We start from the raw sequence: 23,552 nt of genomic DNA, 5'->3' as shown, positions 1-23,552 counted from the left end.
TGATCGGCCGGCCGGGGCGCGGGTGAGTCAGCACTCGCGGCTACAACGGTGGGCGCGGCCGCGGTGAGCCGGTTCGCCCAGGTCCCGGCCTGATGGGCGAACCCGGCCCCGGGCTGCGGCCCCGGGCGCCGCGCCCCCACGATCGAGGTAAAGCGCACCGGGTGTCTTGAGTGGATCTCGGCCCCGCCCGATCCTGGGACGCGATGTCCAGAATGAGCGCCGCCGCCGAGTGCCACCGGTGACCCGGCTGCTGCGCGAGCCCAGCCAGGTGGCCGTGGTCCGGGTGCTGCGGGAACGCGACGGCGTGCCGGTCGGCGCGGCCGTGCTGGTCGGGGCTCGGCACGTGGTCACGGCCGGGCACAACGTCAGCTTCGCGCTGGGCCGCGAGCCGCGCGACGGCGACCCGGTCCGTATCGACTTCCCGCTGGTCGCGCCGGGGGAGGAGCGGGTCGCCCGGGTGAGGTTCTTCGCCCCCGAACGCCCGCAGCTCACCGGGGACCTCGCCGGTCTGGTGCTCGACAGCGAACCGCCGGCCGGGGTGCGACCCGCGCCGGTGCTGCGCACGGTGCCGCCCGCCGGGACGACGTTCCGGCTGTTCGGCGTGCCGGAGAACCGGGAGGCCGGGTTCTGGCTGGAGACCACCTGCCAAGGAGTGACCGCGGGCGGGCTGATCCAGCTCGGTGTCGACCCGCGCTCGCGCATGGGCGTGGTCTCCGGCTACAGCGGCGGCCCGCTGTGGGCGCCCGCGCATCGGGCCGCGTTCGGGATCGTGCTCAGCAGCGAGCAGGGGCTGGGCTGGCAGACCGCCTACGCGCTGCCGTTCAGCGAGATCCACCGGATGTGGCCGGAGCTGGCCGAGGCCTGCCGGCCCCCGCAGCCGTACCGGGGCCTGCACTGTTTCGACGAGGCGGACCGCGAGTGGTTCTTCGGCCGGGACCGGGAGACCGCCCTGCTCACCGCCCGGGTGCGGGCGAATCCGGTCACCCTGGTCCTGGCCGGGCCCGGTGTCGGCAAGTCGTCGCTGGTCAGAGCGGGCCTGGTGCCCACCCTCAAAGATCAAAATCACCTTGTTTCGTACGTCGACGCCGGCGCCCCGGCGCTGTCGAGCGCGGCGCGGCTGGCCGACGCGCTGCTGCCGCTGACCGGCGGATCCGGCCCCGAAGCGGCGGCCCGCCTGGCCGGGCTGCTGGGTGAGGACGGCCTCGGCCACGTGCTGAGCGCGCTGCCGGCCCCACTCGTGGTGATCATCGACCAGCTGGAGGAGCTGCTGGTCCAGGACCCCGCGACGGCACGTGAGCTGCTCGCACTGCTGCTGCCGCACACCGCCGACCGGCCCGCCGGCGGCGGGTACCGGATGCGCGTGCTCGCCTGTGTCCGCCACGACTACCTGCCGATGGCCACGACCCACCTGCCCGCGCCGCTGGTCGAGCAGCCGTTCGTGCTCGCGCCGCTCGGGCCCGAGCAGCTCGCCACCGCGATCCGGCGCCCGGCCGAGCTCAGCGGCTACGTACGGTTCGCCCCGGAGACCGTCGCCCGGATCGTCGCCGACGCCACGGCCGCGACCGACGGCGTACCCGGGCAGTTGCTGCCCCTGATCGAGCTCACCGCCGGCGAACTGTGGCAGCGGGCCACCGACTCGCCGATCGGTCCGGACGACTACTTCCGCCTGGGCGGAGTCGCCCGGATCCTGACCCGGATCGGCGACGAGGCCCTGCGACGGCTCGGCACCGACCTGCGCCGGATCGCGCCGCGGCTGCTCACCCGGCTCGTCCGGGTCGGCGACGACGCGCTGCAGGACACCCGGGCCACCGTGCCGGTCGAGGACCTGCCACCCGGGTACTGGCCGGTCGCCCAGCGCCTGGCCGGCGAACGCCTGATCACGGTCAGCGAGCGTGACGGCCAGCTCAGCGTGCGGCTCGCCCACGACGCGCTGCTGATCCACTGGCAGCGGCTGCGCGACTGGATCGCCGCGGACCGGGCGTTCCGGCGGTGGCACGCCGAGCTGGAGTCGGCGCTGCGCCACTGGATCGCCGGGCGGGCCAAGGACGCGCTGCTGAGCGGGGTGATGCTGCGGGCGGCGCGCGGCTGGCTGCACGAGCGCCCTGGCGATCTGTCCGCGGTGGAGCAGGAGTTCATCCGCGCCTCGCTGGCCCACGAGCAGCGGCAGCGCCGGGTCCGGCGCACGGTCGCCACCGGCGCCGCCGGGGCGGTACTGCTGCTGGTCACCGCGGTCACGGTGCTGTTCCCGGTGGCCCGGGACCGCACCGCCGACGGGTTGCAGCGCGCCGCCGCGCAGATCGGCCGTACCGACGAGGCGACCCGGACGATCCTGGAGCTGGCCGCCGCCCGGGCCCGCGGCCGCACCGACACGATCCGGCCGGTGCTCGACGACCTGCTCGACAACGCCGGTACGACGGCCCTGCTGCCGGTCACCGGCCCGGTCGCACAGCTGGCCGTCGCCGGGGACCTGGTGCTGATCGCCGACACCGCGGGCCGGTTGACCGGCTGGCGGATCGGCCCGGACGGTCCGCGCCGGGTGGTCGACGAGACCGGGGTCACGGCGCTGGCCGCGGCCGGGACGCTGGTGGCGACCGGGGACCGGACCGGGCAGATCACCGTCCGGGCGGCGGCCGACTGGGCGGTCGTGCGGCGCCTGACCGGGCCGGCCAGCACCGACAGCGAGAGCACCGCGGTGCACGCGCTCGCCTTCGACGGCCCGCGACACCGGCTGGCCGCGGTGGCCGACCGGTCCCGCGCCGTACGCGTCGTCGACCTGAGCTCCGGTACGACCTGGAACCGTGCTCTGCGCGGTGGGGTGCCGTTCCCGATCGAGCACCTCGGCTTCAGCCCCGGCGGCTGGGTCGTGGCCGGGCTCACCGACGGCGACGGCCTGTCGGACGGCTTCGAACCGCTGCTGTGGAAGCCCGGCACCACCACCGTGCGAGCGATGCGCCCCGCCGCGTCGCCGGACCACGTGGTCTTCGGGACACCGACCCTGCTGGCCCACTTCCAGGACAACTCCCAGCAGCTGCTCGACCCGGTGACCCGCCGCCGGTACCCGGCCGTGGTCCAGGGCCGGTGCGGGCGTCTGACCGCGGCGGTCAGCGGCCGGCGGGTGCTCTGCGTCGACAACGTGACCGGGGAGCAGGTCGGCACCGGGTTCCCGACGATGCACCGGATCTTCCTGTTCGACGGGGCGCGGCAGCTCGCCGAGGCGCCGGGGCGCCCGGACGCCGACGGCCCCTACGCGGTGGGTGACCTGATCGCGGCGGCCGGCGACGGGGTGGTGCGGGTGATCCGGCCACCGGCCCGGCCGCCCGGGAGCACGGCGGAGATCTCGTTCGCCCGGTTCCGCCCCGACGGGACCCTGCTCGCGCTGCACGACGACAACGTGCTGGAGCTGCTGAACCCGGACGGCTCCGCGCGGGCGGCGGTGACGGTGGACCAGACCGGCACGCCGGGGGACCGGGGGACGGCCGAGATGGCCCCGGACGGCTCGTTCGTGGCACTGCTGGCCCGGCCCGGCACGGCGGCCACCTTCGAGGTCAGCCGCTACGAGCTGCCCGGGTTGCGGCGCACCGGGACAGCCGTGGTCACCGCCGAGGTGGATCCGGGGGAACCGCGCTCGGCGCTCACCGTGCTCGGGGACGGCCGGATCGTCGTACGATCGAATGACGATCTTCTGATCTATCCGGCCAGGCTGGGCAGTGCGCCGCCACGGCACCTGACCCTGTCGTCCGCGGCGGGGCGCAGCGAGTCGGGAACCACCGTGCTGGCGGCCAGGCCGGCATCCAGCCAGGTGGCGGTGGTCGCCCCGGACGGTTCCGGGTTCCAGCTGCTCGACGTCGACCGCGGCACCACCGGTCCGGCCTGGGGCCCGATGTCCGGCGGTGAGACCCGCAACGTGGTCTTTCCGTCACCGGACCGTGCGGTCGTGATCGGCGAGGGCGGCACCGACGAGGTCGATCTCGGCCGGAACGTGCTCGACCGGGACCCGCCGGCCGCACCGGCCGAGGCGACCGGCGCGGTCGGTCAGTTCACCTCGCGCCCGCTGTCCTCGGACGACGCGGACTCGGTGGCCGGCTGGCCGCGGGTGCTCGCCGACTGGGGGCTGTCACCCGACCTCGACCGGCTGTGGCCGGCCGACGGCTCCGCCCGCGTGCCCGGTGAGGCCCGGCACGTGCTGCTCACCCACGACCGCAAGCGGTTCGCCGTGGTGCGCCACGGCGCGGTCGAGGTGTACCCGACCGACGTCGACCTATGGAGGCAACAGCTGTGCGCGATGACCACGTCCCATCAGGACCGGGCACGGGAGCGTCTCGGCCCGGTGCCCTGGCTGGTCGATCCCTGCTGAGCGTGGCGCTGGCGCTGGCCGGCTGCTCGTCGGCGAAGGCCGAACCGGCGCCACGGCAGGCTCCGGGCTGGGGCGTGCAGACCAGCGCCGCCCCGGCGTCGCGCGCCCCGTTCGACTACCGGGCCGTGCTGGCCGAGATCCGCCGCAAGGGGTTCACCGCGGACGAGCCCGCGACCGTGCCGCCCGGGCCGCTGCGGGCGTTCCTCGCGGTCGGCACGGGCAGCGCTGACGGCGGCTACCAGCAGGTCTTCTTCTTCGACGAGGGCCGGCTGGCCGGCACCACGCACGGCGGCCGGTACGAGATCCTCGGCCAGGACGGCACATCGGTGCGGCTGGAGTTGCCGCAGTACGCCGGCAGCGACGCCCAGTGCTGCCCGAGCGCCCCGTCGCGCCGGCACACCGCCACCCTGACCGGCACCACGCTGACCATCACCCCGCCGATCCCGGCCGACCCCAACCATCAGTAGGAGAATTCATGCCCGAGCAGGTCAGCGTCCTGATGTACGGCAACGGCGAACTGCTCGCCGTCCAGCCGGACGTGCCCGGCCCCACCAACGGCTCGCCGTTCGCGGCCGACCCTCGCCCGGTCGGGCGCGCCGACGACGCCCGCCGGTTGGCCGGCCGGGTCGAGGAGTCGATCGATCAGATCCGGCGTTTCGGCGAGATGGCGATCAACCGGCTGACCAGCATGCCGACGGCGCCGGACAAGGTGATCGTCCAGATGCAGGTGAAGGTCTCCGGGGAACTGGGCGTGATGCTGGCCAAGTCGGCGGCCGAGGCGAACTTCACCGTGACCCTGGAGTGGGGGCGCGACACGAAGCGGTGATGCCCGCATCTGTCGTCGGGCAGGGCATGGACGAGGGCCCCGGCGCTGATGCGCCGGGGCCCGGGTTTACAGGTCGAACCACCATTTACCGACGGGGTCGTCGGCTTGTCGTTTCCACACCGGCCGCCATGAGCAGCGTGCGGTGCGAGGATCGCGTAAGCGTGACCGGAGACCACCTTTCGTACGATGGAATTTCGGTGTCCGCCCCAGAGGTGAACTGCGCTCGGGAAGCGGGCGATCCAACGGTGTCCAGCCCTCCCTTTCCTCTTCTTCCGATACTGCTGCCCGCCGGTGCCGGAACCCCACGCGACTTCATGGCCCCGGGCACGTGCGACAGGCGGTCTTTCCCGGTGCGGCCCTGAACCTGCATCGGCCCCACCAGATCCGCCCTGACCTGGACTTACGTCAGGGTCTTACCTGCCTTGCGTCGTTCTCAATCACTGGACCGAGCGAGCCACGACGTGGTGCCGGGCCCTGCTTGACGCTCAGTCCGATCGTCTGCGTCTTCAGCGATCTCTGTGTTCGACAAGAAGAACACTAACCAGTACTCGCCAGAATATCTAGCATTTGGGCCACAGATTTTCTCGGCGTGTCGCCGTGCTTCTCGGGCCCGGACCCGGGCCGTGGGTTCCCGTCCTCAGGCCGGAGCGTTCCCGCTGGCCACGATCTCGTACCACGGCTGGTTGGCGGCCGGGGCCGACACCGACTCGGTCCACAGCTGCGTGCCGGGCAGCAGCATGACCTCCATCTCGTTCGCGTTGAGAGCGAGCGTGTCGTGTCCACCGGCGTCGTGCAGGTTGAGAAGGACGCCGACCGTGCGGGCGGCGTTCTTGCCCGGCGCGATTCTGGTGATGAAGTCCACCGCCACGCCCGGAGCGGTGCTGGTACTGGTGATCGTCTTCAGCGTGAACGGCTGCCCGACCACGTACTCTTTCGACTTCTCCGCCCACTCGGCGGGAGTGAAGGCCATGCCGCGGTAGACGTCCTTGTCGTACAAGGGCAGTTTGCGCAGACCCGAGATCGCGAGTGCGCCGTGCAGGCCGCCCAGTTCGAGCATCTGGGTCTCTGATCTCTGCAGGAAATCCAGGGGCGAGTGCTGGCTGCGCAACCAGGCCCGGTCATAGGCGGTGGCCGGATTGATGTAGACGTACGCCGACCCGATGTACGTTCTGATCGCCTTGTGCTCGGCCTGACTGAGCTTGTACTTCGCAATGGCGGGTGCGGTGTCCGGCAACGAACCGCCGCCCGGTTCGTAGATCTCTTCGGCGAGCTGCCGGCCGAGTGCCGAGGTTTCCGTGTTGGCCTCGTCCACCAGCCGCTTCACCAGGCCGGACCAGACCTTTCCCTCCGCCGATGTGTCGTGGAAGGCCGCATGCCGATTGATCCAATCGGTGCCGAGCTCGGTCAGGTCGATGAGAAACTCGTGGCGATCCCGCAGGTCTTGCGCGGTCAGGTACCGGGCCAGTACCTCGCGCAGCACGACATAGTCGTCGAAGACGTCTTCCGGCGCGGGGTTGTTCGCCGGTTTCGTGGCGGACAGAGCGTCGAGCTGCTTCAGCGTCACGGTAATAGGCATGAGACCCTCCTGTGTCTCATCGGGAGCGGCCGCCCACGGCCACCGAAAGCACAGAAGGTAGCGGAAGCATCACTCTTCCGTGATGGCTCGATCAGCGGATTGCCGAGCCGGTGGCCCTCCGCTATGGACGATCCACTGACCCGCGCGCGGCAGCGCCAGAGGGCAGCCCCGGCCGCGCGCCGGCGGTCGGGCCGGGGTCAGCGGTTGCCGCCGCGGAAGATCCGCAGGAAGAACAGGAAGACGTTGAGGATGTCGAGGAAGATCGATGCCGCCAGCAGCGGTGCGGAGGCGATGTCCGACGAACGTCGAAGTCGCTGGAAGTCGAACATGATGAAACCCGCGAAGATCACCAGGCCGAGCACGGAGTAGATCAGAGCGCCGTTCGGGATGTTCACGAAGATCAGCACGATGCCGAAGACGATCAGTGCCACCAGGGCCCAGAAGCAGATCCGGGCGAGCGCGGTCAGGTCGCGGCGGGTGGCGAATCCGGCCGCGCCGAATCCGGCGACGAACAGCGCGGTGGCGGCGCCGGCCTGCCAGAGCGCCTGCGGGTCGGTGCTGGCGTAGTAGACCAGCGTCGGCGCGACCGCGACGCCCATCAGCAGCCCGAACGCGGCGAGCAGGGCGACCGTGGCCTGCGGTGACCGGCGCACGGTGAACTGCATGGCGATCAGGGCGGCGAACGCCGCGAGGTAGGCCAGGAAGGCCACGCCCCCGGGCAGGTTGCGACCGAGGTAGGCGCCGAGGGCGAACAGGCCGGTGGTGGCCGAGACGTAGCCCATCGTGCGGGCGAACAGGGTGTTGCCTTCGGTAGCGACGCGGGCCGGTTGGTACGGGTAGGTGTTGTCCATCGGTACTCCCTGCGATCGAGGTGTACTCGCTGCCACTCTGGACCGGCGCGGCCGTCCGGGCACCGCCCGCCAGGGGTGAGATACGAGCCGGGTCAGTCGCCGATGTCCAGGCGCAGGACCTGGGTGAGGCCGGGCTGATCCGGGTCGTCGGTGATGTCGCGCCCGTCGAGCCAGCAGCCGATGAGGTGGGCGAGCTCGCCGGGACGGCTGAAGTTCATCGCGTGGGCCGCGCCGTCGATGGCCGCGATCGTCACCTGCGGCGGCGCGAGCCGGCCCACCTCCCGCACCCGCCGCAGCGGCGGATCGCGGGAGCCGAGCACGGCCAGGGTGGGCGCAGCTCAGCCGATCTCATCAGCGGCCGGGGAACGGTCGAGCAGACGGTCGAGGGTGATCGCGGCGTCGATCAGGGAGAGATGGGTGAACGCCTGCGGGAAGTTGCCGATCTGCTCGCCGGTCAGCGCGATCTCCTCGGAGTAGAGACCGACGTGGTTGGCGTACGTCAGCATCTTCTCGAACGTCACCCGCGCCTTGTCGAGCTGGCCGGCCCGGGCCAGCGAGGTGACGTAGGCGAACGTGCACAGCGAGAACGTCCCCTCGCAGCCGCGCAGACCGTCCGGTGACGCCGACGGGTCGTAGCGGTACATCAGGCTGTCGGTGACCAGTTCGGCGTCCATCGCCTGCAGCGTGGAGAGCCACATCGGATCGGTCGGGGTGATGAAACCGGTCGTGGACATCCGCAGCAGCGACGAGTCGAGCACGTCGGTGTCGTAGTGCTGCCGGAACGCCCGCCGGGTCGGACTCCACCCACGGTCCATGATCTGCTGGTAGATCGCGTCGCGTTCCTGCTGCCAGCGTTGCAGCGAGGCCGGGCGCCCGTGCCTGGTCGCCAGGCGGATGCCGCGGTCCAGGGCGACCCAGCACATCAGCCGGCCGTAGGTGAAGTTCTGCCGTCCGCCGCGGGTCTCCCAGATGCCCTCCTCGGGCTGGTCCCAGTTCTCGCTCACCCAGTCGAGCAGTTCACCGATGCGCTTCCAGCCCTGGTGGCCGACCTCGACCCCGTTCTGGTCGGCGGCGTAGACGCTGTCCAGCGCCTCACCGTAGATGTCGAGTTGCAGCTGGTCGGAGGCGGCGTTGCCGATGCGGACCGGCGACGATCCGCGGTAGCCCGTCCAGTGGTCGAGCACCTCCTCGGTCAGATCGCCGGAGCCGTCGACGCGGTACATGATCTGGAGTGGACCGCTGCCGTTCTTGGCGTCCCGGCCCTCGTCGACCCGGTCCCCGAGCCAGCGCTCCAGCGCCGCCGCTTCCTCGGTGAACCCCAGGCCGAGCAGCGAATACACCGAGAACGATGCGTCGCGCACCCAGGTGTAGCGGTAGTCCCAGTTGCGTTCGCCGCCGATCTGCTCGGGCAGCCCGGCGGTCGGTGCCGCGATCAGGGCGCCGCTCGGCGCGTACGTCATGAGTTTGAGGGTGATCGCCGACCGGTTGACCATCTCGCGCCAGCGCCCGGAGTAGGTGGACTTGCGCAGCCAGGCCCGCCAGAAGGCGACCGTGTCGTCGAACAGCCGCTGGGCCTCCGCCACCCGGACCGGGTGCAGTGGCCCGGCGACACCGGTCTCCAGCACCATGCCGCGCATCTGCCCCGACTCCAGCGACAGCTCGGCGTGCAGGTCGCCGTCGGCGTCCAGCAGGGTGCGGGCCCGGCGGTCGTCGTCGGGTTCCCGGACCAGGTTCACCGTCATCGAGGTGCGGCTGCCCCGGAAGACGACGCCGTCGTCGGCCACGTGGGTCTCGTGCGGCTCCCGTCCGTAGTCGAACCGCGGGGCGATCTCGATCGCGAACGTCATCCGGCCCCGGACACAGCGCATGATCCGGACCAGCCGGTGGGTGTCCGAGGCGACCTCGCCGCCGGCAGCCGGCATGAAGTCGATGACCTCGCCGACACCGGCCTCGGTCATGAAGCGGGTGACCAGGATCGCGGTGTCCGGGAAGTAGAGCTGTTTCGTGGTGAACACGTCCACGGTGGGGCGCACCCGGCAGTGCCCGCCGCGCTCGTGATCGAGCAGGGCGCCGAAGACGCTCGGCGAGTCGAACCGGGGAGCGCAGAACCAGTCGACGGTTCCGTCCGTGGCGACCAGCGCCGCCGTCTGAAGATCTCCGATGAGGCCGTGGTCGGCGATGAGCGGGTAGCCGGTCATGCGGCCCAGCGTCGGCCTCCGCCGACCGGCCCGCCTCATGCCCAGCGGATGACTGGCGTCGTCCCGTCCTGCGCAGCGTTAGTTTGTCACGGTGATCCTCACTGACGCCGACACGCGGGGCTGGCGCACCGTCCGTCGCTACGCGGTGCCCGCCCCGATGATCCACCGGGCGACCGAACGCCGCCTCGCCGGTGACTGGCGGGGTGCCTGCTCCGCCGCCGACGTCGCGGTTGATCTGGACCTTTCCAGAATCAAAAGCCGTTTTGGTACGACAGCAGCCGCCCGCGTCGAGCAGGATCTGCAGCACTTCGCCCCCGATCTGCTGCGCTGGCACCTGCCCCGGCGACCGAGTACCGGCCACACCGCGCTGTCGCCACGTCGCCTGTCGGTCCTGGCTCGCTACCGTGACGACCTGATCCTCGTCGTCGGCAGCCCTCGTACCGGCTACGGCCGTCAGCAGTTGCGCCTGTTCCTCGCGGCCGAGCCGCTGACCTCCCGTCCGTCGCAGACCCATCGCGACGACTCCGGCCACGAGCCCTGCACGTGGCACATGGCCGTCGACCGGGACCTGCCCCGTCACGTGTGGGACGCCCGCCACGCCGGCGAGCTGCTGAGCTGGTACGGCCTGGGGCCCGGTCCGCACGACCATCTGGTCGGGGACCTGCACGACACCGAACGGTTCGTGCGGGCGTGGGCGGAGCTGGGAGTCGACGTCCCGCAGCGGCAGGTACAGATCAACCGGCACATGGCCCTCGGCTTCTGGTATCGGCTGCCGGAGATCGTCCGCGCGGTCCGCGACGCCGCCACCACCACCCCGGGCCAGGTCGTCGCTGGGTGGCGCGACCAGTCCTACCTGTCGTTCACCCCGGCCGGGGGTGGACGGCTCGCCATGGACTTCTACACCTACACACCGCGCGACGCCTACGTCCCGCTGGAACGCCTCGGCCTGCCGCTCGACGCCCTGCTGATCCACCTCGGACTCATCGACCCGGACCACCTGCACCCATTGATCCACGCGGCGCTGTTCCCGTCCGCCACCGCGTCGCCGGCCGGGCCACCGCGACCCGGCCGCCCGTCGGCGGACCCGGTGCGGGTGCGCTGCGGCGGCGCCTGGCACGAGGTGCGCTGGGTGGGCGGGCGCGTACACATTCCGCACAGTGAACAGGAGCAACAGCGCGAAACCATGCTGGTCACGTTCGGCGGCAGTCGCAGCGGCTGCTTCGCCGCCAAGACCGCCATGGAGAACGGCCCCGCCGGACTGCCCCGTTCCCCGCGCAACGACACCGACTTCCCGGATCCGTGGGCGGCGACCGTATCCGTGACGCCCGCCGTCCCCCAGGCCCCGCCCGTCCGCCCGGCCCGACAGGCCCGGCTGCCGCGCCGGCTGACCGAGCAGCGCCGCGACCTGATGCGGCTGGCGTTGCACGGCGACACCGAGGGCGTGGTGTCGCTGCTCGACGCCGGTGTCTCCGCGCACACCCGCGACCATCGGGGCCGTACCCTGCTGCACTTCATGGCGCACCTGCGTGACCTCACCCTGCTGGCCCGGCTGCTCGCCGAGGGCCTCGACGCCGACGGCGCCGACGTGGCCGGGGTGACCCCGCTGGTCGCCGCGGCGTACGGGATGGGCGACCTCGCGGTGATCCGCGCCCTGATCGCGGCCGGCGCCCGGCAGGACGCGACGGTGGGGAGCACCGGCGAGCCGATCACGGCCTGGCTGGAGACGGCTCGCCCGGATGTCTTCGCCGCGATCGCCGACCTGCAGGACAGCGCGGCCATCACCGCTCGGCTCCACTGGCGCCGCCAGATGGCGGAGTCGGCCCGCGCGCACGCCGCATGGCTCAGCCGCCATCCGTGATCACCTTCGGTCGGACCGGCCGGGTCGTGCTGACCCGGCTGACGTCAGCCGGCATCCTCGGCGGCGGCTTCGTCGCCGGACGCTTCGATCCGGTCGACCACCTGCCGGCTCCACACCTGGATGACTGCGGCCTGCTCGGGCGTGAGCTGGTCGAAGAAGTATCGGCGGACGTTGCCCTCGTGGCCCTGGATGGCTTTCTGCACGGCGCTGCGGCCCTGGGGTGTCAGTCCGACCCCGATCCGGCGGCCGGTGGTCCCGTTGTCGATCCGCTTCACGAGTGCGCGGCCCTCCATCCGCGTGAGCTGGTGGGCGACACGACCTTTGTCCCAGGCGAGCGACTCGGCGAGCTCGCCGACGCGTAACTGGCCGCCGGCCGCCTGGTGCAGCGACACGAGCACGCTGAACTCGGCCTTGGAGATGCCGTAGTCCTGCTGCAGGTGCCGGTCCAGCTCGCGGGCCAGCAGGCGTTGCGCCTGCATCCAGATGTGCCAGAGCTCCCACTCCGCCGGCTCCAAGGGCTTCGTCATGGCGAAAATCTTATCGGTGGGGAGTTGACGCGACAACTTTGCGAGCTAGAGTTGTCGCGTCAACTTCACTGCGCTGCAGCAAGGAGCAGCTATGAATCGCACGGTAGTGGTCGTCGGCGGAGGCTACGCAGGATCATTGGTCGCCAAGGCGCTGGACGCTGACGCGGACGTCACCCTCATCGACCCCCGGGAGGCATTCGTCAACGCGGCAGCGTCGCTGCGGGCGCTGACCCAGCCGGATTGGGCGCCCAACGCCTTCTTCTCGTTCGCGACCCTGCTCGAACGAGGGCGGGTGATCCGCGACCGGGCTGTCTCGGTGGATCCGCGCGGCGTGACACTCGCCTCGGGTGAGCGGGTCGAGGCCGACTACCTCGTGCTGGCCACCGGTTCCGGCTACACCTCTATCCGGCCAAGCCGCACCCTGGCTCAACGAGCATCGCCGAGCAGCTGGACGATCTCCGCGAGACTCACCAGGAGCTGGCCGGCACCCACCGCGTCCTCATCCTCGGCGCCGGCCCGGTCGGCCTGGAACTCGCCGGGGAGATCAAGGAGGTCTGGCCGGACAAGCAGGTGGTCGTCGTCGACCGGACCGATCAGCTGCTACCCGGCTTCCTGCCCGAGGTGCAGGACGACCTGCGCCGCCAGCTGGACAAGCTCGGTGTCGAGCTGCACCTGGGCACCGGGTTGACCGCACCACCGACGATCGACGCCGGCCGGGCCGGCCACGTCGCGGTCACCACCGACCACGGCGACGAGATCGTGGCGGACATCTGGTTCCGCGCTTTCGGCGTCCGGACCACCACCGACTACCTGGCGGACGGGACGCTCACGCCACTGACCGAGCAGGCGACCGTTCCGGTCACCGAGCGCCTGAACGTCCAGGGCTACGACCACGTCTACGCGATCGGCGACATCGCCGCTCTGCCCGATCCCAAAATGGCGTCCTACGCGATGACCCATGCCGAGGTCGTGGTGCAGAACATCACCGCCCAGCTCGCCGGCGACCAGCCGGGCACCGTCTGGTCGCCGACGGCCGAGCGGAGGATCCTGCTCCCGCTGGGCACGTACGGGGGAGCCGGCCAGCTCCCCACCCCGGACGGCGCCGCCCCGGCCACGGCGCAGATGGTCTACGAACGCAAGGGCGCCGACCTGTTCACCGCGAAGTTCGCCTCGCGATTCAACAACCCGCGGAGACCGATCAACGACCGGGATTGAGCAGGCCGGACTGCTGGCCGAGGTCGGCGCGGAAGGCCGGCCGGTCGTGGATGTGATTCTGATTTAGGCTCGGTGCTATGACGGCGCCGCTCATTTTCGGAGTCTTCCCGCTGGGGATCGCTGGTGGACCGGACGGAATCGCCGTGGGACCGCCGGATGACTTTGAGGCAATCGGGCGGATGGTCCGCGAGTTGCAGGGAGAAGGCCGCGCCTTGCTTCCGCGAATATACGTACTCTGGTCCGGCGCCGACTCCACCGCGGCGGTGCACTCGCAGATCGCAACCCTCACTGCGGGCGGGATCCCGTGGGACCTGGTGCTCTGCTATCGGGATCCTGGCGGCGATGTGGCGGCATGGGCTGCGTTCGTGGCCCAGGTCGTCCAGCGGCACGGAAGGCGACTGTCGGCGGTGCAGGTCACCGGTGAACCGAATCTGACCTGGGCCGGCGCTGCAGCCGACGGCGCGTTTCCCGGTGCCCTGGACGCGATGGTCGAAGGCGTGCTGGCTGGCGCCGCGGCCAAGCGTGAGACCGGCGGTTCGGCGGCGATCGGGTTCGCGGTCGTGCCCGACATCGATCCCGCCGTGAGCGACTTCTGGACCGGGGTGCACAAGTCCGGTGGTCCATCATTCGCGGCGGCGCTGGACTATGCAGGGATCGACGTCTACCCAGACGTGTTCGGCCCTCGGGTGAGCCTCGACGCGCTGCCGGGCACAGTGGAGCGGCTGTTGCGCGATTTCCGTGAGCAAGCCCTGGTGACAGCGGGGATTCCGGCCACTGTGCCGATCCGGATCTGTGAGAACGGTTGGCCAACGGGCCCAGGCCGGCCCGAGGAACAGCAGGCAGTGGTGCTGGAAACCATCATCCGGACGGTGTATCGACTGCGGGCGGAGCTGAACGTGACGCACTGGCAACTGTTCACACTGCGCGATGCGGACAGTTCGAAGGATGACCTTTTTCACCGGTTCGGCGTACTGCGCAGCGACTATTCGCCGAAGCCTGCGTTCCACAGCCTCCGCCGCCTGATCGCGGAGCTCGGCTGATTCCTGTTCGAGGGAAGTCGCCTACGGCAGATTGTCAGGGGCCCGCATTCGGCTCGGTTCGTGAAGAAGTGATGGTGTGGTCAGATCGCGGGTTCGCGGGTCGATGGAGCTCAGATAATGGCCTGGATGGGCGAGGTCGCTGCGGCTGGTGAGCACGAGCCCTCCACCGAGGCGGGGCAGTGGCAGCAGGGTGGCGGTGAAACTGCCGTGCGGCACCGGGAAGCCGACACTGACGTAACCGCGGCCCGCATGCCGGTATGTGGTGTAGATGCCCGACATAGATCGGTTCGTCGGTGTCGGCGAACGAGCGGATCCACCCGCGTACGCCGACTTGCTCTTGATCTTTCAGGGTGATGGTGTCGATGCGGCTGCGGACACCGCGCATGGTTTCGCGCTGGTTCATCGGTACGTTGGCCTGGCCGAGCGGGCGCGCCACCAGATTGCGGTAGAGCAGGTAGCCGGGGCGGACCCAGAGCCGCCACTCGGGCACGATGGTGAGCTTGAAGCGGCTGGTGTGTTCATAGAATTCGCGCACCAGAGGGTCAACGTCGCTCGGGTCGAACTGCGGCCCGGCCAGCTCGTCGAGTGACGCGACGATACCCTCGTCCTCGGTGTCGGCCCGGTAGGTGCCGCCGAGCACGTCGGCCAGCTCGCGCACGAAACGGCGGCGCCTATCGGCTTACCTTGCGGCTTGCGACAGTCGCTCGGTCCCGGCAACAGGTGTTCCGGGCCGACCGAGGCCATAGGCTGAACGGGTAGCGGTACGAGACGGCTCACGGGGTGGTCGTACGCGTGATGCACGAACGGCATCCCGCATAGGCGTGATTCTGGTTCGCTGTGCCCGGTCGGCCGTGTGGGTCGTTCGACTGTCCGGATCGAGGGTTTGCCCGAGCTGTTTCCGGCTGGTTGGATCATGCCGTGAAGGGAATCGCTGGGCGACGACTGCTCGATCGGCTGATCGAGGCGCTGGCGGGGCACCTACCCGCCGGTGTCCGCAGCGTTGACACGAGAGTAGGTACCGGCGGCGGTTTGCAGATCTGGGCGGTGCCCAGCACCGCAGCGCCCGGCGAGGAATATGGATTCTGGGACGTCAGCGGCGGGGACGGCGACGTCATCTTGAGCATCGGGCAGCGAGGTGTCTGGTTGCCCTGGGGGCTCGGCAGTTGGGTGCCGATGCCACGCCGGACACGTGTGCGGGGTGCGGCCGTGGCCGCTCTGGAAGCCATCCATGAGGCTGTCCGGGAGGTGGACGAGCGCTGGCCGGCACCGGACGCCCAGGTCGCCGCTCGGGTGGAGGGCGACGATGTCCTGGTGTGGTTCGAGAGCCGAGCCGCCGAGCGGGTTCCGCCGCTCGTACGACTGCCGTTGTCGGTTTTCGACTGATATCCCGGTGGCGACCGTGAGCAGTAATGGGCGGAACTGCGGGCGCTCGGACCGATCGATCAGGGCCATTCACTGTACGACGACGCCCGCGCACGATGGTTACCTCGGCTGGGTGACGCCGGCCCTTCACGACGAGGCCACTGTGGTCATAAACGACGCCGACTGCGGTGGGGGCTGACAGTATCGGGGCGTGCGTCCTTCCTCGCTTGCCTCGATCATGTCTGCCGTGACCAGCGCAGTTCTCGGCGCGATCGGCGTTGCCGCACCCGCCGCGGCCGACGACGGCTACCGGGCCTCGATCCAGGCCATTGACGTCGCCGCCGCGAAAGCGATGACCGGAGTCTCGTGGCGCCGCGGCTGCCCGGTGCGGATCTCGGACCTGCGCCGTGTGGAGCTGACGCACTGGGGCTTCGACGGTGTCCGGCACCGCGGCGAATTGATCGTCAACCAAGCGGTGGCGCGCAGCGTGGTGGAGGTTTTCCACACGCTGTACTCGATGCGTTTTCCGATCAGGACGATGCTTCCGGTGGATCGGTTCGGTGCCGATGACAACGCGTCGATGGCCGCCGACAACACCTCGGGGTTCAACTGCCGGCCGATCACCGGTTCGACGAGCGGTTTCTCGGTGCATTCGTACGGTAAGGCCATTGACCTCAATACGCTGGAGAACCCTTACGTCAAAGGTACGGTCGTGCAGCCGCCGGCCGGAAAGGCGTTCATGAACCGTGAGAAGGTCCGGCCGGGCATGATCAAGCACGGTGACCCGGTGTGGCGGGCATTCACCACGCACGGTTTCACCTGGGGCGGGGACTGGACGTCGCTCAAGGACTACCAGCATTTCGAGGCCCCTGTCTGACAGCGGTGCGGACGTTCTTGCCTCGGCCGGGCAGGATGGCCCGGTGATCGGATCTCGGATCTTCCGTTGTGCCGTCCCGTTTGTCGGGGTCGTGCTGCTCGCCGGCTGCGCACGTCCCATCGGCACGGCCGACGGAGTGTCACCCTTGGTCCCCACACCATCGGTCGTTCCCTCGGCAACACCGTCGCCGTCGCCTCCGGGGCTGTTGTCAGCGGCCTGCCCGCCCGAGGGCGTCCGGGTGCAGCCGGACGGCGGTGACGCGGCGGCGGGCCTGCGCGTGCTCAGCATCACGCTGGTCAACTGCGGTACGAAGAGCTACCGCCTGAGTGGCTACCCGGCCGTGCAAGTACTCGACGACGACGGGGCCGTGCTCGACCTGCGGGTCCTCAACGGTGTCACCGAGATCCTCGGCAGCATGCCCTGGGACGGCCCGCCGAAGCCGGTCACCCTGCGTCCCGGCCAGCGAGCCAGCACGGCAGTGGCCTGGCGCAACACCTACGACGACACGCGGAAACCGCCGGCCAACGGTAAGTACCTGCGGATCGAGCCCCTCGCCGGCCGTCCCGCCCAGACCATCGAACCGGACGCCGCCCTCGACTTCGGCAGCACCGGCCGCCTCGCGGTCAGCTCCTGGCAGTTGTTCCCCGCCGCCTCCACTTCGCCGACCGCACGCCGCTAGATCCTGTCCCGCCGGACCAAGCCGGACCAAGCCTGGCCCGGATGAGGCCGTGACAGAAGCCGGCCCCGGAGAACTCCCCGGGGCCGGCTTCGCATTCCACTGCGACATCAGTACACGCTGGTCGGGGCCTTGCCCATCTCGACCCACTTCACCAGGGCGCCGAGGGCGTCACCGGGCTGCTGCCCCGTGCCGCCGCCGCAGTGCGCCACGCCCGGCAGCAGGAACAGGCGGTAGAACCGGTCCACCTTCGCCTTGCCGCCCAGCAGCCGCTCCACTCGCTCCCGGTAGTCGACGGTGCCCTGCGTGGGAACCAGTTCGTCGTACTGGCCCTGCCAGGTCAGCAGTTTGCCGCCGGAGTTGCGGAACGCCCGGAGATCCGCGTCATCGGTGCCGATGACGTGGTTGAACTGCCGCTGGGAGGAAGCGAACAGCTTCGCGAAACTCGTGTAGGTCAGCTTGGTGGTGTCCAGCGACAGGTTCCGGGTCACGAAGTACTTCGCCCAGAAGTCCGCGACGAAGAACGGCTGACCCGCCTTGGCCAGGTAGAACGACAGGTCGGCGCCCTTGTTCGGGCCGTACCAGAGCTTCTTGCCGTTCGGGGCGACCGGTCCGGCCCAGATCTTGCGCATGACGTCGGCCTTGGCCTTGGTGATGGTCAGCGTCTGACCCTCGCATTCGACAGTGGCCCCGACCAACCTCCTCGGGTCCCAGCGGCAGGTCTGCGGGTCCCCGATGATGGTGTCCTTGACCCCGTCGTCGGTGTCACAGGCCTGAACCGCGGCATTGTTGAAAGCGGTCAGCTCGCAGCCGGTCAGCGCCACCTTCTCCTCGTTGTAGACGACCTGCGGCCACAGCGTGGCGATCGCGAACCGGTCCCAGTTCACCGCGGGAGCGTTTGCCAGGACACCGTCGTAGTCGTCCGGGTACCGCTGCGCCTCCAGGTAGCCTTGCCGGCCGCCGGTGGAGCAACCGTTCCAGTACGAGTAATCGGCCGGCTTGCCGTAGAAGGACGTGGTCACGCTCTTGGCGACGACGGTCATGTCGTGCAGCGAGCGGGAGGCGAAGTTGGTCACCAGCGCGGTGTTCGCCGTGCCGTCGGCTTTCAGCGCCCAGCTGGTGTCGAGCGGGTTGTCGCTGACCCCGGCGTCGGTCGCGGTGCCGACATAGCCGTTCTTGACCGCGGTGACCAGCTCCGGGCCGTCCAGATTGCCGGCCTGGTAGGCGCTGCCGCCGGTGGCCTGCAGCCGCCCGGTCCAGTTCTTCGGGTCGGTGGGCAGTAAGACCTTGACCGTGACGTGGTCGTTCGCGCCAGGGTGGGTCAGGGTGACAGTGACGTCGCACCAGGCCGGCACGCCGGTGATCGGTTCGGCCGGGGTCGGCAGCGGTGTCTGATCGGGGATCGTGACGCTTCCCCCGGGACGGGCGACCGCCGTCACGGATGCCACTCGCGTACCCGCCGGCGCGCTGACCGGCAGGGTGCGGCAGGACGTCGAGGCACTCTCGGCGCGGTTGAGGGCGTTCGCGGCCATCGGCGCCAGGGCGGCGGCCGAGAGCGGGACGATCGCGGCGGCGATCAGTAGTAGTCGTCGTCTCATGCCAAGGACTCTCACCGCCGGGGGTGCCCGCCCGAGCCAGGGAAGATCACTGGTCGGCCCCCGGGCCGCGACCCGCGCGGAGATCCCGGCAGTCGCCCGGGAGCTGTTCCTGCGCCACGGTTGTGCGGCGACGACCGTTCCACAGATCGCCCGCGGTCCCGGGCACACCAGGGTCCGGGACCAGGGTCTTCCACCGGCTCGGTGGCCCGCGGAGAACGCGATGCTGGTGCGGTACTCGAAACCACCGAACCGGAGCACACCGATGTCCATCATTCGCATGACCAAGACGAGCACCGCGACGCCTGAGCAGTTGGTCGCCGGGATCACCGATTTCGGCCCAGGCCGTTCGACGCTCTTCACCGCCAGCGCCGACGACCAGCTGACGGTGCACTCCAGGAGCGCCACCCGAGCTGACGTCACGGAAGGTTCCGGTGGCGTCTGGGAGCGACTGGAGTACGACTGGTCGGACCCGAACCGGATCGTCATGACGACCGTCGACTCCAACCTGTGGGGCGGAGCGTCGGGGCACACCTACACCCTGACCCGGCGGCCCGACGGGCTGACCGAACTGAACGCCGTGGTGATCCGCGAGGGGAAGAACCTCAAGGGGAAGATCGTCGGATTCCTGCTCGGATCGGTCGCCAAGGGCCAGCTCGACAAGGCGTTGGGCAACACGGTCACGGCCATCGAGGCCCGGAACTCGCCCCACATCTGAAAGAGCGGATCAGGTGCGTCCCGCCGCCCGCCGTCCACGACGGTCCACGATGAAGCCCGGGATCGAGCAGGCCCTGGCCACGGTCGGGGAGCAGGACGCCGAGCCGCCCCAGTCAGCTCGGCCGGGGCGCCGGGGTGCAGGTCCAGCGGCCGTTGTGCCAGGTGCAGGTCTGCTCGTAGCCGGAGCGGAACGAGCCGAGCCACGGGATGTCGTCCTGGTAGCGGGTGGGTGGGGGTGTCGGGGCGAAGTTTGCCGCGTCGTCGGTGCTGCCGGTGCCGTCGTAGCGGGCGACGGTGGGATAGGGGTAGACCGGGCGGGTTCGTGTGACGGTCTCGTCCTGGCGTTGTGTGGCGATGAGCTGGTCGGGGGCGATGCCGTTCTCGACCCAGTTGAGGGTGGGGGTGAGCGCGTCGATCGCGTCCGGGCCCTGGCCGCCGCCGCAGTGGGCGACGCCCGGCAGCATGAACAGGCGGGCGAATCGCTGCGTGGCGTCCGACCCGCCCATGCGTTCGATCAGGGCGTGGTAATAGGCGATCGTTCCGTAGGGGGAGATCGCCGGGTCGGCCCAGCCGTGCCAGAGCAGGAGTTTGCCGCCCGCGGCGCGGAAGGCGGTCAGGTCGGGGTTTGTCGCGTCGTAGATGCCGGCCCGCTGGTAGATCTCGTGGAACGTCGCCGCGTCGTAGTGCAGGTCGTGCAGTGTCGCCGACGGGCGGGCGGACGGGTAGGCGAGGTACTTCAGGGCGTTCGTCGCGTTGTTCCCGGCCACGGCCGGGGTGCCGTTTGCGGTCGGGGTGACCCAGCGGGCCCAGTTCGCTTCCGAGCCGACGGGCTCACCGCCCGGGTACATCCGCCGGGTCCGCTCGTCTCGGGGTCCGTCATACAACTTTCGTACGGTGTCGATCTGCGCGTCGGTGAGGCAACTCGCATCGTCGGTTCCCGTCGGGCAGCGCAGGCTGCGCGGGTCGAACGTGCAGGCCCGGGGGTCGTCGATCTGGCCGTCGGCCAGGCCGTCGCGGGCGTCGCACTCGCGCAGGACCGCGGCGTGCAGTGCGGGAAGCTTGGCGGCGGTCAGGATGGGCCGGCCTTGCGCGTCGGTGTTCGCCGTGGCGTGCCAGCCGGTGGACCACACGATGAGCGAGGTGAGCAGCGATGCCGGGGCGCCGGCGACGATGCCGTCGAAGTCGTGTGGGTAGCGCTGCGCCTCGGTCAGTCCCTGGTGGCCGCCCTGCGAGCAGCCGTCGAAGTAGGAGTAGCGCGGAGCCTGCCCGTAGTAGAGCGTGATGAGCCGTTTGGCGACGAGCGCGACGACGTGATCGGCCCGGTAGCCGAAGTCGACCCGCAGCTGCGGGTCGGCGCCGAAGGTGGCGTCGAAGCCGGCGACGCCGACGTGGCCCTGGTTGGTCGTGGCCAGGACGAAGTCGCCGCGGGTCAGCGGCACACACCCGTCGGTCGCGTCGGCGTAGAAGTCGATGTTCCCGCAGAGCGACGCGCACCCGAGTTGCAGATACCGCTGCCGCCACGTCTCGGTGGGGAGGTACACGTCGAACTGGATCTGCGGTGCGGCGGTTCCCTTGACCTCGCAGGCTGCCGAGCCGTCCGGGGAGGTCGCCGCGGTCGCGGACCCGACGACCGCCGGAGCGTCCGGGATCCCGGACAGGTCCTGCCCGGCGAGGGCCGCGCAGTCGATCTTCGGCAGCACCACGGGAGGGCCGTCTGCCTCGGAGAACGCCCCGGCTGCGGCCGAGCGGGGCGCGGCCTGGGCACCGCCGGCCATCACAAGGACGGCGAGCACGGCCGGCAGTGCCCGGATTCCAAGCGTCCGAGCCCGGACAAGAGCGCGCATAGGTGTCCCCCCGTTTCGCGGCGTACGCGCAATCGCGGGACCTCGGTGACGCCTGCGACCGCACGACACGAGCACGGAAAGCTAAATATGGCCATGGGTGGGTGTCAATACCCGGCAGGTGCGCAGCAACAAGGCGATGGATCCAGGGGGCCGGCGTTCCCTCGGGTCAGGCGCCGAGCCTTGACGGCAAGTCGCAGCGCTCGCCAGAGCCGTAGGCGGCGGGAACTGTCGGCGGCGGCGAGGACTGTGGCGACGCGCGTACCGGTCACGTCAGTGGCCTTGCGCCATGACGGCAATGATCAGAATGAGCGCGATACCGACGGCGATCGCCGCTGCTGTCGCCGCGGCGAGGGCGCGTACGAGAGGACCGATGGCGGCGAGCGCCTGCTTGACGTTGAAGAGGGCGGCGACGAGGCAGATCGCCGCGAGCGGGATCGCGAGTTGCCCGGCCGACAGAGGCGATACGCCAGCGGTGGTGGCTACGGCGAGCTCGAACATGTGGACCTCCTAGGGCTGTGCTCCATCCGAGAAAGACGGGACGGCTGGTTGGCGCGCTCCACGAATCGATCTTGGACTTCGCCGGGGCGGCGCCCGATGGAGCGCCTACGCTCAGGCTGAGGCGTGACTGAACTCGCCACAAGCGGATATGCAGCAGACGCGAATAACGGACATAGAGGTGACAAACGGCTAGGTAGCAGGTAGAAACATGACTGATCGTTACCGGGGTCGCAGCCATGAGCGGCGTGCCCCTCAGTCTGATCACATATTTCTGGCCGGTGTTTTCGCAGCGCAGGCCCTAGAGAGAACGGTGGCGTGAGCAACTATGATCAGCATTGGCAACGAGGCCAACGATGGCACGGGTCCGGCACTTGAGCTCCTGGCAACCACCTGTTCGAGTGGAACGTGCCCGACGGTTTTCAGGTCTGACCGCGGAACCATCCTGATCCAGGGATATGCCGTGGATGCGCAACAGAGCGGGGTGACGCTTGCCCCGGGCGAGTTGTTGGTGGAGATTCCGGCTGAGCTGCTGACGGCTGCTCACCTAGCTGCCGGGTGACCTTCAGCCTCACCGTGAGATCGCCGCACCGAGTGAGGAGGCGAACATGAGTACGGAGTCGGCCAATGATGGTGGCGGCTCGTCCGAATCGCCCGGTGCGGTGATCGCGCGCCTGCGTCGTACTGCTGGCCTCACCGGACAGCAGCTCGGCCTCTTGGTAAAAATGAGCCAGGCCAAGATTTCCCGAATAGAAACGGGACAGGCGTCTGCTTCACCTGAGGATATTGCCCGTATTGCCCGCGCGCTCGGTGCCTCTCGGGAGGTCACTGATCGGCTGATCAGCCAAGCTGAAACCGCATACAACCGGATGACCGACTGGCGGCAGGCGACCGGTGCGGTCGGCGGCATTCAGTCTGAAGTTGCCCGGATCGAAGCGAAGACCCGCGAATTTCGCATTTTCCAGCCGAACGTCGTGGTGGGGCTGGCGCAGACCAGTGAATACGCGCGTTCCGTCCTGTCCTCGATCGATGTCATTTATGGCCGCAGGCCACGTGACGGGCGAGTCACGAGCGTGGCGGAGGCGGTCTCCGCGCGTGTGCGCCGCCAAGAGGTCCTCGAGGAGCGAGACCGCCGCTTCTACTTCATGATCGGGGAGTCCGCCTTGAGCAGCCGGGTGGCGGAACCCATCCACATGCTGGCCCAAGTCGAGCGCCTCCGCCAAGTGGCGGACCAGGAAAATGCCACTCTCAGAATCATCCCGTCGGACGCACCGATCCCTTTCCCGCTTATTCATGGTTTTGAGTTGCTTGACGACTCGTGCATCGTGATTGATGTTTTCAACACTGCGATGATAAGCCGCGGCCATGACGACATCACAGCCTACCGCCGGGTTTTCGACGAACTCGAGAAGATCGCTACCGCCGACGTTGCTCCACTGCTCGAAAAGTACCGCCGCCACTACCGTGAACTGGCCGGGTGACGGCGGGCGGGTCCCGCTCCAGCTGCTCCCCTTGAGGAATTACGGGCAAGCCTGTGACGC

The 23,552-nt window shown here is 69.8% G+C and carries 20 protein-coding genes and 1 pseudogene; 12 read left to right on the top strand and 9 right to left on the bottom strand.

Features of this window, described 5'->3' with window-relative positions; translation table 11 throughout:
* The first annotated feature begins 238 nt into the window (after window positions 1-238).
* The 3 genes from Apa02nite_RS28405 to Apa02nite_RS28395 are packed head-to-tail and all read left to right on the top strand — an operon-like array spanning window position 239 to window position 5,180.
* On the top strand, window positions 239-4,354 hold the full coding sequence (locus Apa02nite_RS28405; protein WP_203827728.1) for an ATP-binding protein: 4,116 nt from the start codon (window positions 239-241) through the stop codon (window positions 4,352-4,354).
* A gap of 2 nt (window positions 4,355-4,356) precedes the next feature.
* Entirely contained in the window at window positions 4,357-4,821 is a 465-nt protein-coding gene (locus tag Apa02nite_RS28400; RefSeq protein ID WP_203827727.1) for an LppP/LprE family lipoprotein, read from the top strand.
* Window positions 4,822-4,829: 8 nt separating this feature from the next.
* The gene (locus tag Apa02nite_RS28395; RefSeq protein WP_203827726.1) at window positions 4,830-5,180 is read left to right on the top strand and encodes a CU044_2847 family protein; all 351 of its coding nucleotides are present in this window, start codon (window positions 4,830-4,832) and stop codon (window positions 5,178-5,180) included.
* Between the two features lie 637 nt (window positions 5,181-5,817).
* Here Apa02nite_RS28395 and Apa02nite_RS28390 read toward each other — a convergent pair.
* The 4 genes from Apa02nite_RS28390 to Apa02nite_RS28375 form a co-directional block, all read right to left on the bottom strand.
* Window positions 5,818-6,744: a hypothetical protein gene (locus Apa02nite_RS28390; protein ID WP_203827725.1), complete on the bottom strand. Its 927-nt coding sequence runs from the start codon at window positions 6,742-6,744 to the stop codon at window positions 5,818-5,820.
* Between the two features lie 209 nt (window positions 6,745-6,953).
* The gene (locus Apa02nite_RS28385; RefSeq protein WP_203827724.1) at window positions 6,954-7,607 is read right to left on the bottom strand and encodes a Bax inhibitor-1/YccA family protein; all 654 of its coding nucleotides are present in this window, start codon (window positions 7,605-7,607) and stop codon (window positions 6,954-6,956) included.
* A 92-nt stretch (window positions 7,608-7,699) separates the two neighbouring features.
* Entirely contained in the window at window positions 7,700-7,927 is a 228-nt protein-coding gene (locus Apa02nite_RS28380; protein WP_203827723.1) for a hypothetical protein, read from the bottom strand.
* Window positions 7,928-7,945: 18 nt separating this feature from the next.
* The gene (locus Apa02nite_RS28375) at window positions 7,946-9,805 is read right to left on the bottom strand and encodes a glycoside hydrolase family 15 protein (protein ID WP_203827722.1); all 1,860 of its coding nucleotides are present in this window, start codon (window positions 9,803-9,805) and stop codon (window positions 7,946-7,948) included.
* A gap of 91 nt (window positions 9,806-9,896) precedes the next feature.
* Between Apa02nite_RS28375 and Apa02nite_RS28370 the strand changes: the two genes are divergently transcribed.
* The gene (locus Apa02nite_RS28370) at window positions 9,897-11,663 is read left to right on the top strand and encodes an ankyrin repeat domain-containing protein (protein WP_203827721.1); all 1,767 of its coding nucleotides are present in this window, start codon (window positions 9,897-9,899) and stop codon (window positions 11,661-11,663) included.
* Between the two features lie 44 nt (window positions 11,664-11,707).
* Here the strand turns inward: Apa02nite_RS28370 and Apa02nite_RS28365 are convergent, their stop codons facing one another.
* Window positions 11,708-12,190, bottom strand: a complete 483-nt coding sequence (locus tag Apa02nite_RS28365) for a MarR family winged helix-turn-helix transcriptional regulator (RefSeq protein WP_203827720.1) — start codon at window positions 12,188-12,190, stop codon at window positions 11,708-11,710.
* A 91-nt stretch (window positions 12,191-12,281) separates the two neighbouring features.
* Here Apa02nite_RS28365 and Apa02nite_RS51990 point away from each other — a divergent pair.
* The 3 genes and pseudogenes from Apa02nite_RS51990 to Apa02nite_RS28355 all read left to right on the top strand — a co-directional run.
* Window positions 12,282-12,524 (top strand): annotated as a pseudogene (locus Apa02nite_RS51990) (NAD(P)-dependent oxidoreductase); the annotation flags it as partial.
* 101 nt (window positions 12,525-12,625) lie between these two features.
* Window positions 12,626-13,405, top strand: a complete 780-nt coding sequence (locus tag Apa02nite_RS51985; RefSeq protein ID WP_307871988.1) for an FAD-dependent oxidoreductase — start codon at window positions 12,626-12,628, stop codon at window positions 13,403-13,405.
* A 77-nt stretch (window positions 13,406-13,482) separates the two neighbouring features.
* Window positions 13,483-14,445: a hypothetical protein gene (locus Apa02nite_RS28355; RefSeq protein ID WP_203827719.1), complete on the top strand. Its 963-nt coding sequence runs from the start codon at window positions 13,483-13,485 to the stop codon at window positions 14,443-14,445.
* A 34-nt stretch (window positions 14,446-14,479) separates the two neighbouring features.
* Here the strand turns inward: Apa02nite_RS28355 and Apa02nite_RS28350 are convergent, their stop codons facing one another.
* Window positions 14,480-15,103, bottom strand: a complete 624-nt coding sequence (locus Apa02nite_RS28350) for a hypothetical protein (protein ID WP_239164632.1) — start codon at window positions 15,101-15,103, stop codon at window positions 14,480-14,482.
* Between the two features lie 260 nt (window positions 15,104-15,363).
* Between Apa02nite_RS28350 and Apa02nite_RS28345 the strand changes: the two genes are divergently transcribed.
* The 3 genes from Apa02nite_RS28345 (at window position 15,364) to Apa02nite_RS28335 (ending at window position 17,363) form a co-directional block, all read left to right on the top strand.
* Window positions 15,364-15,828, top strand: a complete 465-nt coding sequence (locus Apa02nite_RS28345; RefSeq protein WP_203827718.1) for a hypothetical protein — start codon at window positions 15,364-15,366, stop codon at window positions 15,826-15,828.
* Between the two features lie 226 nt (window positions 15,829-16,054).
* Entirely contained in the window at window positions 16,055-16,684 is a 630-nt protein-coding gene (locus tag Apa02nite_RS28340) for a M15 family metallopeptidase (protein ID WP_203827717.1), read from the top strand.
* Window positions 16,587-17,363, top strand: a complete 777-nt coding sequence (locus tag Apa02nite_RS28335; RefSeq protein WP_307871987.1) for a DUF4232 domain-containing protein — start codon at window positions 16,587-16,589, stop codon at window positions 17,361-17,363. The genes Apa02nite_RS28340 and Apa02nite_RS28335 overlap by 98 nt, the downstream gene beginning before the upstream one ends.
* Window positions 17,364-17,470: 107 nt before the next feature.
* Here Apa02nite_RS28335 and Apa02nite_RS28330 read toward each other — a convergent pair whose 3' ends face one another.
* Entirely contained in the window at window positions 17,471-18,958 is a 1,488-nt protein-coding gene (locus Apa02nite_RS28330; protein WP_203827715.1) for a tannase/feruloyl esterase family alpha/beta hydrolase, read from the bottom strand.
* Window positions 18,959-19,220: 262 nt separating this feature from the next.
* Here Apa02nite_RS28330 and Apa02nite_RS28325 point away from each other — a divergent pair, with 262 nt between their 5' ends.
* The gene (locus Apa02nite_RS28325) at window positions 19,221-19,673 is read left to right on the top strand and encodes a hypothetical protein (RefSeq protein ID WP_203827714.1); all 453 of its coding nucleotides are present in this window, start codon (window positions 19,221-19,223) and stop codon (window positions 19,671-19,673) included.
* A gap of 112 nt (window positions 19,674-19,785) precedes the next feature.
* Here Apa02nite_RS28325 and Apa02nite_RS28320 read toward each other — a convergent pair whose 3' ends face one another.
* Together Apa02nite_RS28320 and Apa02nite_RS28315 are read right to left on the bottom strand one after the other, a co-directional pair.
* The gene (locus Apa02nite_RS28320) at window positions 19,786-21,465 is read right to left on the bottom strand and encodes a tannase/feruloyl esterase family alpha/beta hydrolase (RefSeq protein WP_203827713.1); all 1,680 of its coding nucleotides are present in this window, start codon (window positions 21,463-21,465) and stop codon (window positions 19,786-19,788) included.
* 321 nt (window positions 21,466-21,786) lie between these two features.
* The gene (locus Apa02nite_RS28315; protein ID WP_203827712.1) at window positions 21,787-22,014 is read right to left on the bottom strand and encodes a hypothetical protein; all 228 of its coding nucleotides are present in this window, start codon (window positions 22,012-22,014) and stop codon (window positions 21,787-21,789) included.
* Window positions 22,015-22,619: 605 nt separating this feature from the next.
* Between Apa02nite_RS28315 and Apa02nite_RS28310 the strand changes: the two genes are divergently transcribed.
* Window positions 22,620-23,492 carry a helix-turn-helix domain-containing protein gene (locus tag Apa02nite_RS28310; RefSeq protein ID WP_203827711.1) on the top strand — a complete coding sequence of 291 codons (873 nt, stop codon included), beginning with the start codon at window positions 22,620-22,622 and terminating at the stop codon, window positions 23,490-23,492.
* Window positions 23,493-23,552 lie beyond the last annotated feature (60 nt).

The sequence above is a fragment of the Actinoplanes palleronii genome (genome assembly GCF_016862315.1).
GTDB lineage: Bacteria > Actinomycetota > Actinomycetes > Mycobacteriales > Micromonosporaceae > Actinoplanes > Actinoplanes palleronii.
The sequence above is the reverse complement of the archived record's forward strand: the minus strand, read 5'-3'. Positions and strand labels throughout refer to the sequence as shown.